General features: G+C 65.3%; 11 protein-coding genes. 6 read left to right on the forward strand and 5 right to left on the reverse strand.

Annotated elements, in window-relative coordinates; all coding sequences use genetic code 11:
* The first annotated feature begins 123 nt into the window (after window positions 1-123).
* From ACM0PK_RS15505 to ACM0PK_RS15520, 4 genes are all read left to right on the forward strand, one after another.
* Entirely contained in the window at window positions 124-393 is a 270-nt protein-coding gene (locus ACM0PK_RS15505) for a hypothetical protein (RefSeq protein WP_005417254.1), read from the forward strand.
* 124 nt (window positions 394-517) lie between these two features.
* Window positions 518-763 (forward strand): hypothetical protein, encoded by a 246-nt coding sequence (locus ACM0PK_RS15510; RefSeq protein WP_005417256.1) that lies wholly within the window; start codon window positions 518-520, stop codon window positions 761-763.
* Between the two features lie 113 nt (window positions 764-876).
* Window positions 877-1,125, forward strand: a complete 249-nt coding sequence (locus ACM0PK_RS15515; RefSeq protein ID WP_005417258.1) for a hypothetical protein — start codon at window positions 877-879, stop codon at window positions 1,123-1,125.
* A gap of 377 nt (window positions 1,126-1,502) precedes the next feature.
* Window positions 1,503-3,206, forward strand: a complete 1,704-nt coding sequence (locus ACM0PK_RS15520; RefSeq protein WP_065186201.1) for an ATP-binding protein — start codon at window positions 1,503-1,505, stop codon at window positions 3,204-3,206.
* A gap of 8 nt (window positions 3,207-3,214) precedes the next feature.
* Here ACM0PK_RS15520 and ACM0PK_RS15525 read toward each other — a convergent pair whose 3' ends face one another.
* Complete coding sequence (locus ACM0PK_RS15525) at window positions 3,215-4,738, reverse strand: FAD-dependent monooxygenase (RefSeq protein ID WP_065196084.1); 1,524 nt, start codon at window positions 4,736-4,738, stop codon at window positions 3,215-3,217.
* Window positions 4,739-4,817: 79 nt separating this feature from the next.
* On the opposite strand from ACM0PK_RS15525, the gene ACM0PK_RS15530 reads away from it, so the two are divergent.
* Together ACM0PK_RS15530 and ACM0PK_RS15535 are read left to right on the forward strand one after the other, a co-directional pair.
* Window positions 4,818-5,462, forward strand: coding sequence for a TetR/AcrR family transcriptional regulator (locus ACM0PK_RS15530; RefSeq protein ID WP_065179539.1), 645 nt, complete (start codon window positions 4,818-4,820; stop codon window positions 5,460-5,462).
* A 72-nt stretch (window positions 5,463-5,534) separates the two neighbouring features.
* Window positions 5,535-7,676, forward strand: a complete 2,142-nt coding sequence (locus ACM0PK_RS15535; protein ID WP_414607653.1) for a TonB-dependent siderophore receptor — start codon at window positions 5,535-5,537, stop codon at window positions 7,674-7,676.
* A 50-nt stretch (window positions 7,677-7,726) separates the two neighbouring features.
* Here ACM0PK_RS15535 and ACM0PK_RS15540 read toward each other — a convergent pair whose 3' ends face one another.
* From ACM0PK_RS15540 to ACM0PK_RS15555, 4 genes are all read right to left on the reverse strand, one after another.
* Window positions 7,727-9,049, reverse strand: a complete 1,323-nt coding sequence (locus ACM0PK_RS15540; RefSeq protein WP_414607654.1) for a Smlt3024 family type IV secretion system effector — start codon at window positions 9,047-9,049, stop codon at window positions 7,727-7,729.
* A 31-nt stretch (window positions 9,050-9,080) separates the two neighbouring features.
* The gene (locus ACM0PK_RS15545) at window positions 9,081-9,944 is read right to left on the reverse strand and encodes a Smlt3025 familytype IV secretion system inhibitor (protein WP_072168103.1); all 864 of its coding nucleotides are present in this window, start codon (window positions 9,942-9,944) and stop codon (window positions 9,081-9,083) included.
* A 77-nt stretch (window positions 9,945-10,021) separates the two neighbouring features.
* The gene (locus tag ACM0PK_RS15550; protein WP_072168104.1) at window positions 10,022-10,429 is read right to left on the reverse strand and encodes a hypothetical protein; all 408 of its coding nucleotides are present in this window, start codon (window positions 10,427-10,429) and stop codon (window positions 10,022-10,024) included.
* 487 nt (window positions 10,430-10,916) lie between these two features.
* The gene (locus ACM0PK_RS15555; RefSeq protein ID WP_414607655.1) at window positions 10,917-11,225 is read right to left on the reverse strand and encodes a winged helix-turn-helix transcriptional regulator; all 309 of its coding nucleotides are present in this window, start codon (window positions 11,223-11,225) and stop codon (window positions 10,917-10,919) included.
* Window positions 11,226-11,355: the final 130 nt, after the last annotated feature.

An 11,355-nucleotide genomic window follows, 5' to 3' on the forward strand; every position in this document is an offset into this window, starting at 1 on the left:
CAGGTCAACCGTTCGACTGAGCCGGCTTCGTCGCGCTCCTGACGCGCGATGAACACATTTCGTGGATGTGCATTTGGGCACAGTGCAGCCGACGCCGTTTTCTCGGCCTGCACCGGACCCGCAATGCACCACCCTCGCGCCCCTGCCCGCCACGATGCCATCGCCTTGCAGGCCGGCATGCTGGGCAGCGTGTTGGGGGTGGCGTTGTCCAAGGCCATCGCCTTGTCCGCGTTGGCAGCCGATTCGATGATGGGGATCGGGCTGTGGGTGGTGGCCTGCGCACTGCTGGCTGCCTGGGCGCTCGCAGCCTATCTGGCCTGCCTGGCGCTGAGCCGTCGTGTGTTCGTGCTGATGGTGGCGCTGTGCATGGTGCTGATGATCTGCATCGCCTGACCCAGCAGGGGCCGGACTATCGCGCATTTGTTACAGAATAACAAGTGCAATGGGTCCGATTGTGCATGCCCGGCGTCACGGATTTGAATTCCATGACCATCCTGGCATTACCCGAGGCCACCCCATGAACCTGCAGCCTTCATTCCGCGCCACCCTCACTGCCATCGCTCTGGCGTCGCTCAGCGCCTGCGCCACCTACGACGACAGCGCCATGCATCCGACCTGCCAAGAGTCACCCCATCTGAAGGATCTGCCACGCGAGGTCGCTGCCCGCGAGAGCCGTTGCAACAAGGGTGTGGAAGTGTGGTCGAGCGAGCGCGGCGGCAGTGACAAGCCGCTGGACCTGAGCGGAAAGAAAAAGGATCTCTGAAATGGAGCGCTGCCGGTTGCCGCAGCTGTCTTGATCATGTCCATGCACCTGGCTGACTGGCCCATCACAACCGGCGCGCGACGATGAGGTCTCCCCACCCTGTCGAGATTCAGATGCCGGACACTGCCCACCCTGTCATTCGCGCGTTCGAGGCCGTGTTCGATCTGTCAGGGGGCGTGCAGCGCATCACCGCGCTCACGGTCACCTGCCGGCATTGCACATCGACCAGTTCGGCCAGTGAGGACAATCTGGTGCACTTGCCAGGTGGAGCATTGTTCCGCTGCGACGGGTGCGGCTGCCATCAGCCGGTCAGCCATGCCCGGCTGTCGGACTGGCAACCGGCGTCGTTGCTGGGTATCTGAGGACCGCGACGTGATAATGACTGCGGAACAGCGGAAAATACTCCAAGCGATCGCCGCTGCAGAACCGGTGCGCGGTGATGCCGCAACCTGGGCGGTGACCGCCGGATGGGCTGTACAGGCAGAGGACGGGGATATCGATCTCACCGAGGCTGGCCGGGATGCGCTCACCGCGCAGGCAGGTCGTGAGGGCTAGACCCGCCGCTCAGGCCAGCTCCGCCTCCCTTCGCGCTGCGCCGCGATAGCGGCAACCTGCGGAACAAGGGGTGCATCGCTGCCACGTCGGCGGCGAAGTGGCGAGGCCTTCATGTCGGCGGTGTGCAGAGCGTCATGACATGCGCTCGGCTATGCTGCGCCACCTTCCTGCGCCAATGGCGGCCATGCATCCTTTTCCCCTGCCAGTCTCTGCACCTGATCAGCTCGCCTACCGACTGCTGCAGGACAGTGACTGGGCCCGCTCGGCCACTGCCGCAAGCGCACCCGCCGAACTTCGCACGTTACTGGCGATGATCCTGGATTCGCCAGAACCCCTGTGGCTTGCCTGGGGCAAGGAAGACAAGGCGTTCTTCTTCAATGATGCGTACCTGCCCATGCTGGGGGAAAAACTGCACCGCGCGATGGGCAATCGCCTGGAGGATGTCTGGGCGGACGTATGGCCGGACGTGGTGCAGGCCGTCAACGATGCCTTCGCCGGCACCAGCCGCAGCTTCAAGAACCTCCCGTTGATGATGGATCGCGACGGCACGCTGCGTGAAACATTCTGGACGTTCTCCTATTCGCCGCTGCGCGTCGGCTGCGGCAGTGTGGCCGGCATCCTGTGCGTGGTCAGCGAACAGACCGAACGGGTGATCGAGCGCGACCTGCACAGCCGCCAGGTCGCGGCGATCACCGAGCAGGCGCGGGAGGCCCATCTGGAACTGGTGCGCGCCCGCGAGCAGCTACGCCAGTCGCAGAAGCTGGAGGCGATCGGCCAGCTCACCGGCGGGGTGGCCCACGACTTCAACAACCTGCTGCAGGTCATCACCGGTTCGGTAGACATGCTCCTGCACACGTGGCCGGCAGACGACACCCGGCGCCGCTACATCCAGGCCATTGCAACAGCGTCGGACCGCGCCACCAAGCTGACCGCGCAACTGCTTGCATTCTCGCGTCGCCAGAGCCTGTCGCCGGAGGTCTTCGACCTCTGCGAAAGCGTGCACGCGCTCTCGGATATCATCACCACGGTACTTGGCGCGCGCATCCAGGTGTCGTTGACATTGCCCGATACACCGATGCCGGTACTGCTGGACCGGACCCAGCTGGACACCGCATTGATCAACATCGCGGTCAATGCCCGCGACGCGATCGAGGGACACGGCCGGGTGACCATCGAAGTGGAACGGGTAACCGCCGTGCCTTCGGTGCGCTTCGCCGCGCCGATGAAGGGCGACTTTGCCGCGATCAGTGTGACCGACACAGGAGCGGGCATCGACCCTGCGGTGGTTGACCGCATTTTCGAGCCCTTCTTCACCACCAAGAGCGTGGGCGCTGGGACCGGGCTCGGTCTCAGCCAGGTATTCGGCTTCGTCAAGCAGTCAGAAGGCGAGGTGGACGTGCAGAGCCAGGCCGGCGCCGGTACCCGCTTTACGCTGTATCTGCCACTGGCGCAGGCAGGAGAAACGGCGGAACGGCCGGCGGCGCAATCGGGGCTGCAGCATGGTCATGGCGTCTGCGTGCTGGTGGTGGAAGACAACGTCGACGTGGCCGAATTTGCGGTGGGCGCCCTGCGCGAACTCGACTACAGCGTGGTCCTTGCACGCAATGCGGACGAGGCCCTGGCCGAGCTGGAACGGGATGCCGCGCGCTTCCATGTGGTGTTCAGCGACGTGGTAATGCCAGGCATGAACGGCCTGGATCTGGCCCGTGCCATCCGCGCCCGCTTCCCGGAGCTTCCGGTGATCCTCACCAGCGGCTACAGCGAATTGCTGGCGCGGGATCCTGGCCATGGCTTCACCCTGCTGCGCAAGCCGTACTCATTGAAGCAGCTGGCCTCGGTGATGACCGAGACCGGGCACCGCGCCCAGGCCATGATGGCATCCCCCTAGCGCGCCGTTCACCACGGCAAACCGAACCAGCGTTCCAGCGAAGACTCCAGCCCCGACGTGTCGCCGCCAGCATCGCAGGCCCAGGCCACAATACCGTCAGGGCGGACCAGCAACGCACCCAGTCCCATCGCATCGCGCGCCGTGGATATCACGCAGGGAACCGAGCGTTGCCAGCGCGCAAAGACCGGGCCGAGTGAAACGCCGGTATCGAGCCCCAGCAGCACGCCCTTCCCTGCGCGCAGGAGCTCCCCCATGCGATCGCCATTGGCCAGCTGGACGTCAGGCACGCTTTGGCCAACCCACGGATGCTCGCCGTTGAACACCGGTGGTTGTGCCACGCCCCACAACCGCTCAGCGAGATAGGTGGCACCGTCGCGGGTCGCGGCCAGGTCGGCGAAGACCGCCGCCAGCGCGCGCTGCCCTGGGCCTGGTCGCATCAACGCCACCTGCGCACGCGACCAGTCGAGCACCCGCGCGCCGATCGGATGGCGCTCCGCCTGATAGCTGTCCAGCAGCGTCTCGGCGGCGTCGCCTCGCGCCACGGCGGCCAGCTTCCACCCCAGGTTCATCGCATCGCCGATGCCGAGATTCAGGCCCTGCCCTCCCAGCGGCGAATGCATGTGCGCCGCATCACCAGCCAACAGCACGCGGCCGCTGCGATAGGCCGTGGCCTGGCGCGCGGCATCGGTCCATGTGGTGGCCAGATGCAACGCGGTGATCGTTGCCTGGCGCCCGGACACCCGCCGCAGCAACGCCTGGGCGGCGTGCAGGTCCAGTGGCCCGCGGTGGCCTGCGCCACCGTCGAAATCGGCCAGCGCCAGCACGCCCGGCGGGTTGAAATTGCACATGCCGTATTCGGTGAACTGACGCCCCGGGGTGAGCACCGACGGATCGGCCAGTTCAACCTGCAGCGTGTACCCGGTGAACTCGGGCGCCGTCCCTGCGAACTCGAAGCCGGAGTGCTTGCGTACCGTGCTGCGGGCGCCATCGCAACCGACCAGCCATCGGCCCCGCATCAGCCCGCGACCGGTCTGCACCTGCATCTGTGCGTCGTGTGCCTGCACTGCCTGCACCGAACAGCCACGCTCGATCTGCACACCCAGCGACACTGCGCGCTCGGCCAGCACCGTCTCCAGCGACTGCAGCTCCACCGCCATCTGGGTGGGTACCGGGGTCGGCAGGCGATCACGCCAGCGCCCGCTGTCCACGTCATCCAGCGCGAACGGAATGCCGGCGAAGTGGCCTCCCAGCGGCCGCGGTTGTGCCAACCAATGGGCGGTGCCGGGCGGCGGTGCGCCCTTGTCCGGCTTCAGCACCTGGCGGGCTGCGACCGCGTCCAGCAGGCCGCGCCGATCCAGCGCTTCCAACGTGGGCGCGTTCAAGCCGCGCAGGCCAAAGGGCAGGCGCTTCAGGGCTGAATCGGGCGACTCAGCCTGCTCCAGCAGCAGGACCGAACAGCCGGCCTGGGCCAGCTCGCAGGACAGGAACAAGCCGACCGGGCCGGCCCCGGCAATGACAACGTCGTACAGCATCAGGTTCCCCCCTGCGCCGGCCCGGCGCTCTGGTGCGCACAATGTTACACTCGGTGTACGTTTACACAAGCCAACCGCCATGACCCCGCCCCAAGGCCGTCGCGAGCAACGCAAGGCACAGACCCGACAGGCAATTTCCGATGTCGCCACCGCGCTGATCATCCGGCGTGGCTTCGAGGCGGTGTCGATGTCCGAGATCGCCAAGGCCGCCGGGGTCTCGCGCAAGACAGTCTTCAACTATTTCGCCAGCAAGGAGGACCTGGTATTCGACCGCGACGAGGAGGCGCGGGCGTTGCTGCGCGAGGGCATGGCGGCGCGCCGCGGCATGACGCCGCTGGCCGCCTTCCAGTCTCTGGTGAGGGAGCTGCTCGACAGCGGCCATCCCCTGTTGCGGATCAACTCCGGTGCAGCGGCCTTCTGGGCCACCGTGGCCGACAGTCCGGTGCTGGTCGCGCACGCGCGACGGCTGCAGGCACTGCTGGCCGACGACCTCACGCTGTTGATGGCAAGCGCGGTCGGGCGGCCAGCGGATGATGCCGAGGCACGCCTGGGTGCGGCGATGCTGCTGGCGTCGATGGTGGCGGCCTATCAGGGAGGCCTGGCCAGCCAGCAGGAGGGTGAGGATCCGCGCCAGGCGGTGCTGCAGCTGATCGTACGCGGCGGCACCGGCGTGCTGGTGGCCCTGGCCGGCACCCCGTATACCGACCCGGGCCCGCGTCCATAGTGCATCCGGGGGATAGGTCCCGAAGCACTGCAAATGCTAATCTTTCTCATTTGCAGCCCAGCCTCGTCCCTCATGCCCTTTCCAACCCCGCTCAAGCGCGCCCTCTGCCTGGCGCTGCCCCTTTCCCTGGCTACACCTGCACTGGCTTCCGAGGCCTTCGCTGACACCCCGAAGGACCTGGACAAAGTGGAAGTCCGCGGCCGCGCGCAGACCCTGTATCGCACCAACGATGCGGCCGTCGGCACCCGCACCGATACCCCGCTGGAACTGGTACCGCAGTCGATCCAGGTCGTGCCGCGCGAGCTGATCGACGACCAGGCGGCGCGCCAGGTCACCGATCTGTACCGCAGCATCAGCGGCATCAGCTTCTTCAGCTATGCCGGCGTCACCCTCCGCGGGTTCCGCCAGGAGAACGTGCTCTACGACGGCCTGCGCGGTGATCCCTATGCAGGCTTCTCGGTGCCGCAACTGTTCAATATCGAACGCGTGGAAGTGCTGAAAGGTCCGGCCGGTGCGCTGTACGGCGGTGGTGATGCGGGCGGTGTCATCAACTATGTAACGCGCAAGCCCAAGGCGCGCGCCGAACGCCGCATCGAGCTGCAGGCAGGCGACAAGGACTACCGCGCCGGATCGATCGAAGGCACGGGCCCCTTGAATGCCAGCGGCAGCATTCGCTATCGCGCCGGCCTGTATGCCGACAGCGAGCAGGGCGTGCGCTGGAATGCCGACAGCGAAAGCGTGATCGGCGATGCCTCGCTGGCCTTCGATGTCGGCCAGACCGGCGAACTGGTGCTGCAGTTCACCGACATCACCCAGAACCTGGGCGGCAACCGCCTGCGCGGCGTGCCGGTGAACGATGCCGGCAGCTTCCTGACCGACCGGCGATGGAACCACAACGAGGCCAGTGACTTCCTCGACATGCGCGCCAAGGTCGCACTGGCGCAGTATCGTTTCGCACCGCGCGACAACCTGGACGTGGACATTGCCGCGCGCTGGTTCAGCAACAACGAGCACCAGATGTACCACGAGCCGATGGGGCTGATTGATCGTGATCGCGACGGCGTGGCCGAGTGGATGACGCGCCAGCTGCGCAACCAGATCCGCGACAACGAGGCCTTCACCGCCAGCGGCAATGCCGTCTGGCGGATCAACACCGGCCGTATCGAACACAAGGTGCTGTTCGGTGCCGACGTGTATCAGCTCGACGCCGACTTCACCGCGCAGACCGCCAACAGCGCCGACCTGGCACGCGGCGCCGGCCCTGTGCGCGGCATCGACCTGTTCAACCCGGTCTATGGCGCGAGCACCTGGCACGACTACAACCTGGCCGCACTACCCTGGCGCAGCACCGCCACCCGCAGCAAACGCTACGGCGGCTATCTGCAGGATGAGCTGGCACTGGGCACGCGCTGGCATGTGCTGGCCGGACTGCGCTGGGATGGCTTCAAGGATGAGGACCGCATGGGTGGCGGCAGCGTGGATGGCAACGATCTCAGCTGGCGCCTGGGCAGTACCTTTACCGTCCGGGACGGCGTGAACCTGTATGCCAACATCGCCAGCGGCTTCGTGCCGCAGAGTGCCACCAACCAGAACCCGGCGGCCGGCGGACCGTTCGACGCGGAGCGCAGCAGGCAATGGGAAGTCGGCCTGAAGTCCCTGCTGGCCGACCGTGTGACCCTGAACATGGCGGCCTACCGCATCGACCGCAGCAACATCGTGCAGGCCACCGGTGAAGTACGGGACGGCGTGAACCAGCTGGCCGCGCTGGGCCTGGTACGCAGTACGGGCATGGAACTGGACCTGCTGGCCGACGTGACCGAGCGCTGGGTGGTGAACCTGACCTACGCCTACAACGACGCACGGGTGAAGGATGCCGGACCGAACGGCATCACCAATGCCTCCGGCGACCGCTTCGCCAATGCGCCACGCAACAAGCTCGGCGTGTGGACGCGCTACGACCTGCCGTCAATCAACTCGGCCATCGGCTTCGGCGCCGACCATGTGGGCGAGCGTGTCAGCCTGGATGGGCAGGCGGTCAAGGCATACACGGTATTCGACATGAGCTGGAAGACCACGTGGAAGCAGTGGCAGTTCCAGGCCAACGTCAAGAACCTGTTCGACAAGGTGTACGCGGCCAGCGGCTTCATCGAGCGCAACGGGCATTTCCCGGGCGAGCCGCGGCGGGTGTATGTGCAGGCGGCTTACAGCTTCTGACGAGCCGCTCCTGTGGCGCCGTGCCCACGCCCGGCTCGGCGCTCGCCTGGTCACCCCATGCGTATCGCGTGACTTTCGCGCGCCTGCACATCGATATCCTGCTGGCGCTGCATGGCCGCCTGCTGGCGCTCAAGGCTGGCAGCTTCGATCTGCTGCAGTGATTGTTCAACCGGCATCTGCACCGCAACATCGGTAGGCATGACGGCTCGCAGATGCGCGGGATCGCTCATCTCGCCCTGCACCACGAACACGTTGCGGCCGGCCGGATGCTCGGCGGTCTGCGCGCTCAGCAGGACATGGTCCGCCCGTTCAAGCTGGTTGCGACGGGCCAATGCCATCACGCTCGCCACCAAGCGCTCGCTGTTCTCATCGTGGGTACGTCCCGCGCTGGCATCGATCGCGGCCACGCCTTCGCGCACCTGCTGCATCAGTGCGTAGTCGCGGTGGCCCGGACCAATGTCGGCCAGGCGGGTCGGTGCCTGCGAGGGATCCGGCACGTCGTCCACGGCTGCGGTCAGCGGGCTGCGGGTGATGGTCCGGTACGGGTCGTCCGGGTGGAACTGGGTGCGTTTTTCCTGGCGCTCCAGACGGACCTCGCGCGTGTCGTTGAGTTCGGCGATGCGTGCGGGGTCGGTGATCTCCCGCATCGAGATGTGGCCGCCGCCCGCGCTGACACTGGCCCACTTCCTGTCCGCTTCGAAGTACATCGCGTAGTAGCTGTTGCCACCGATGACGTTCGGATCGACTGCTGAGCGGCCCTCCAGCGCCTGGGTGGCTTCCAGCACGCTCAACCGGGTGAGGTACTGGCCGCCCTTCACCCATCCCATCTGGCTGACGGCATCGACACTGGTGTTGCCTACGCGCGGGCCTCCGGCGTAGTCATTGTTGAGCATGTTGGTCCAGATCTGTTCCAGCTTGTCGGGGCCGCTCTTCTGCTCAGCCGCTTGCAGCAACACGCGCGGCGTCCAGCAGTTAGGATCAAGTTCATGCCGTTCAAATGCCCGGTCGTGAGCCAGCATTACATCCTTGCCGGGGAGATTCAGTGCCAGGTCTGGACGGCGCTCGTTCATCCACTGCTGCCGCAACTCAAGATCTCTTTCGAGCAGGGTCTGCCCAAAGGACTCCCATTGCCGCTCCGTCAACTGTGCATTTGAAAACCGGGATCCCTCGTCCTGCTGGGTCTTTGCGTAGCTTTGTGCATACGCGTTCGCGACGCGTCCCGGCAGGCTGTCATTGCGTACAACACCCAGTGCCAGTGTCCCGTATCCATCGGCTCCCGGCAGTTGCGACAGGTAGTTCCAGTAAAGCTCGCGGTTGCCGTCTCTGGCATAGCTGCCAAGGACGCTCAGATCGCGTTCTGTCAATCCACTCATACCCTGCCCCTTCTCTTCCTTGAATCACCGATCACTTGGACCGGGTGCGCGCGATGACGTCCCTGACGGCCTCTTCCATGCGCTTCCAGTCTTTCAGAAACGCTCTCTTGTAGTCCAGGCTGACGGACAGCTTGTTGTCGATGTCCACGAAGTAATGAACGCAGCCCGCGGCCACTTCCCCTGGCTCACTGATCACCTCGCGCCCCTCCAGCCGCACGCCGTCGCCTCGGAATTCCTCGCCGTCACATTTGATGAATGAGCTGATCCGGCCGTCGCTCTGACGTGCGATGTACCAGTCTCTTTCGTAGGCGGGATTGCGCACAGGCGGCTTCCCGTACCGCGCCTCATACTTCTTCGCGTACACCACCATCTTCGCTTCATCGATTGCATGGGGCGTCAGGCCCAAGGTTTCCGGCTGCGCAACGCGTTGATCGAGACGGTCCCTGGGATCCTCCCTTTCCACAGAGCCCTCCTCCGTGATGGCTTCATTTGACGACAGCCTTGAAAGCAGTGTTTCAACGGGAACGCGATCAACATAGTTGATCCGGATGGGAATCTCCTTCCGGAAATCATTCGTACGCGGATTGGCCCGCGCACCCGGCGCCGTCGGCTTCATGTCCGGCCACTCGATGACCAGCGTCACGCCCTCGCCTGGCCATGGTGCGATCTGGCTGTCCAGGTAGTTGGCCGGAATGCGGAAGGTATTCGGCCCGAGCTTCACGTCCACGGGCGCATCGGTATAGGTGTGGCCGTTGATCGTGCGGCCGGTCTGCGTTGCGCCGGACATGGCGGGATTCCTTTCGTGTTCGGTGGACGGTGACCGTGCACATGCGCTGGCGCTCACCGCGACGGCAAGTGCAAGCGTCAGGCAACGGCCGGGGGACATCACGTGCATGGGCATTCCATTGCGGGGTTCCAGCGCCACTATAGGGAACCGGGCGTCAACGGAACAGGAACCGACGTCGCAGCCCTTCACGGCACCAGGCAGCGTTCCACCTGCAGCGACAACGCCTGGCAGGCGTTGAACAGACCTTCGACCACGGCTGCGGAGGGGCAGCAGGCGGGATCGTCGCTCTCCCGCGCCACATGCGCGGCGTGCAGCACCGCAGTCAAAGCCGTGATGCCCGAAACGCTGCGGGTGGCCAGGGCCATGTCGAAGGCGCGGCCGGGGCTCAGGCACATTTCACTCCAGGCCTCGCCATCGGCGCGCAGGTTCCTGCCGTGGCCTTTCAGGTGTGCAAAGAATGCCGATGGGGTGACGAACTCGGCGGATTCGCGGAGCGCGTCCTCCAGCGTTTCGGCCAAGGCAGCGGGAAGATCAAGTACAGCGGCACCCAGCAGCGCGTGCAGGCGGGGATGGTCGGGAAGACGTTCGGGCATGACGGCAACCTCACGTTGTGGCCACCTGCAGATGCAAGGTGGCGGACGGTGCGGGTTGGCGTGCCGGATACGTAGTACGAAAGCCGACGGGCCCTAAGACCCCCACGCACCATCCGCCATGAACTGACAGAAGGTGCATTGTCGTGATCGCAACATACGTTGCAACTACGACGCCTTGTACTACGTAAGTTCGGGACGCCAATCCCGGCCACGGCGAATGCCTTGGCGCGGACATGGTTACCGCCCTGAACCGGCGGTGGAAAGCAGGGAAATCCTGATCGATCACGTCGCTACGTTGGTTGCGTCAGTGGATGTCGAGTTGTCCATTGACTGGCGTTCTTCGCCAGCAGGCGACTACCATCGACGCGTACTTTCCGGACGCCCTATCCAGCCGTATACGACATGCGCGCTCGCGGTGCCAAAGACCCGCCGATGGCTGTAGGCATTCGCGAAACCCACATGCGGCAGGCGCAACGCCCCTCAGCCTTCAGCTATCGCCTTGGGTGCTCTGATAGCCGCGGTAGGTCTCGCCCCACTCGCGCATGGCCAGCAGCACCGGCACCAGCGTGCGACCGAACTCGGACAGCTCGTATTCCACCTTTGGCGGCACTTCCGGATACACGTGGCGGATCACCACGCCATCGGCTTCCAGTTCACGGAGCTGGCTGGTGAGCATGGACTGGGTGGCGTTGGGCACCCGCCGGGTCAATTCCATGAAACGTCGCTTGCGGGTCATCAGGTGAAACAGAATGATCGGCTTCCACACGCCACCGATCACGGACAGCGTGACTTCCACCGCACACCCGCTCTTGCCATCCCAACGCCTGCTACGTGGACCGACCAGAGTTCCATAGACACTCAGTCGCCGCTCTGCGCGTAGCGCTTTTCGAACTCTACCGGTGACATGCCGCCAGCGGAACCATGCC

The organism is Stenotrophomonas sp. FR010 (assembly GCF_047520755.2).
Lineage (GTDB): Bacteria > Pseudomonadota > Gammaproteobacteria > Xanthomonadales > Xanthomonadaceae > Stenotrophomonas > Stenotrophomonas sepilia.

What these genes read in the sequence shown, in the direction of transcription:
- ACM0PK_RS15505 (WP_005417254.1), top strand. Translation starts at nt 124, where the DNA reads ATGCACCACCCTCGCGCCCCTGCCCGCCACGATGCCATCGCCTTGCAG.
- ACM0PK_RS15510 (WP_005417256.1), top strand. Translation starts at nt 518, where the DNA reads ATGAACCTGCAGCCTTCATTCCGCGCCACCCTCACTGCCATCGCTCTG.
- ACM0PK_RS15515 (WP_005417258.1), top strand. Translation starts at nt 877, where the DNA reads ATGCCGGACACTGCCCACCCTGTCATTCGCGCGTTCGAGGCCGTGTTC.
- ACM0PK_RS15520 (WP_065186201.1), top strand. Translation starts at nt 1,503, where the DNA reads ATGCATCCTTTTCCCCTGCCAGTCTCTGCACCTGATCAGCTCGCCTAC.
- ACM0PK_RS15525 (WP_065196084.1), bottom strand. Translation starts at nt 4,738, where the DNA reads ATGCTGTACGACGTTGTCATTGCCGGGGCCGGCCCGGTCGGCTTGTTC.
- ACM0PK_RS15530 (WP_065179539.1), top strand. Translation starts at nt 4,818, where the DNA reads ATGACCCCGCCCCAAGGCCGTCGCGAGCAACGCAAGGCACAGACCCGA.
- ACM0PK_RS15535 (WP_414607653.1), top strand. Translation starts at nt 5,535, where the DNA reads ATGCCCTTTCCAACCCCGCTCAAGCGCGCCCTCTGCCTGGCGCTGCCC.
- ACM0PK_RS15540 (WP_414607654.1), bottom strand. Translation starts at nt 9,049, where the DNA reads ATGAGTGGATTGACAGAACGCGATCTGAGCGTCCTTGGCAGCTATGCC.
- ACM0PK_RS15545 (WP_072168103.1), bottom strand. Translation starts at nt 9,944, where the DNA reads ATGCACGTGATGTCCCCCGGCCGTTGCCTGACGCTTGCACTTGCCGTC.
- ACM0PK_RS15550 (WP_072168104.1), bottom strand. Translation starts at nt 10,429, where the DNA reads ATGCCCGAACGTCTTCCCGACCATCCCCGCCTGCACGCGCTGCTGGGT.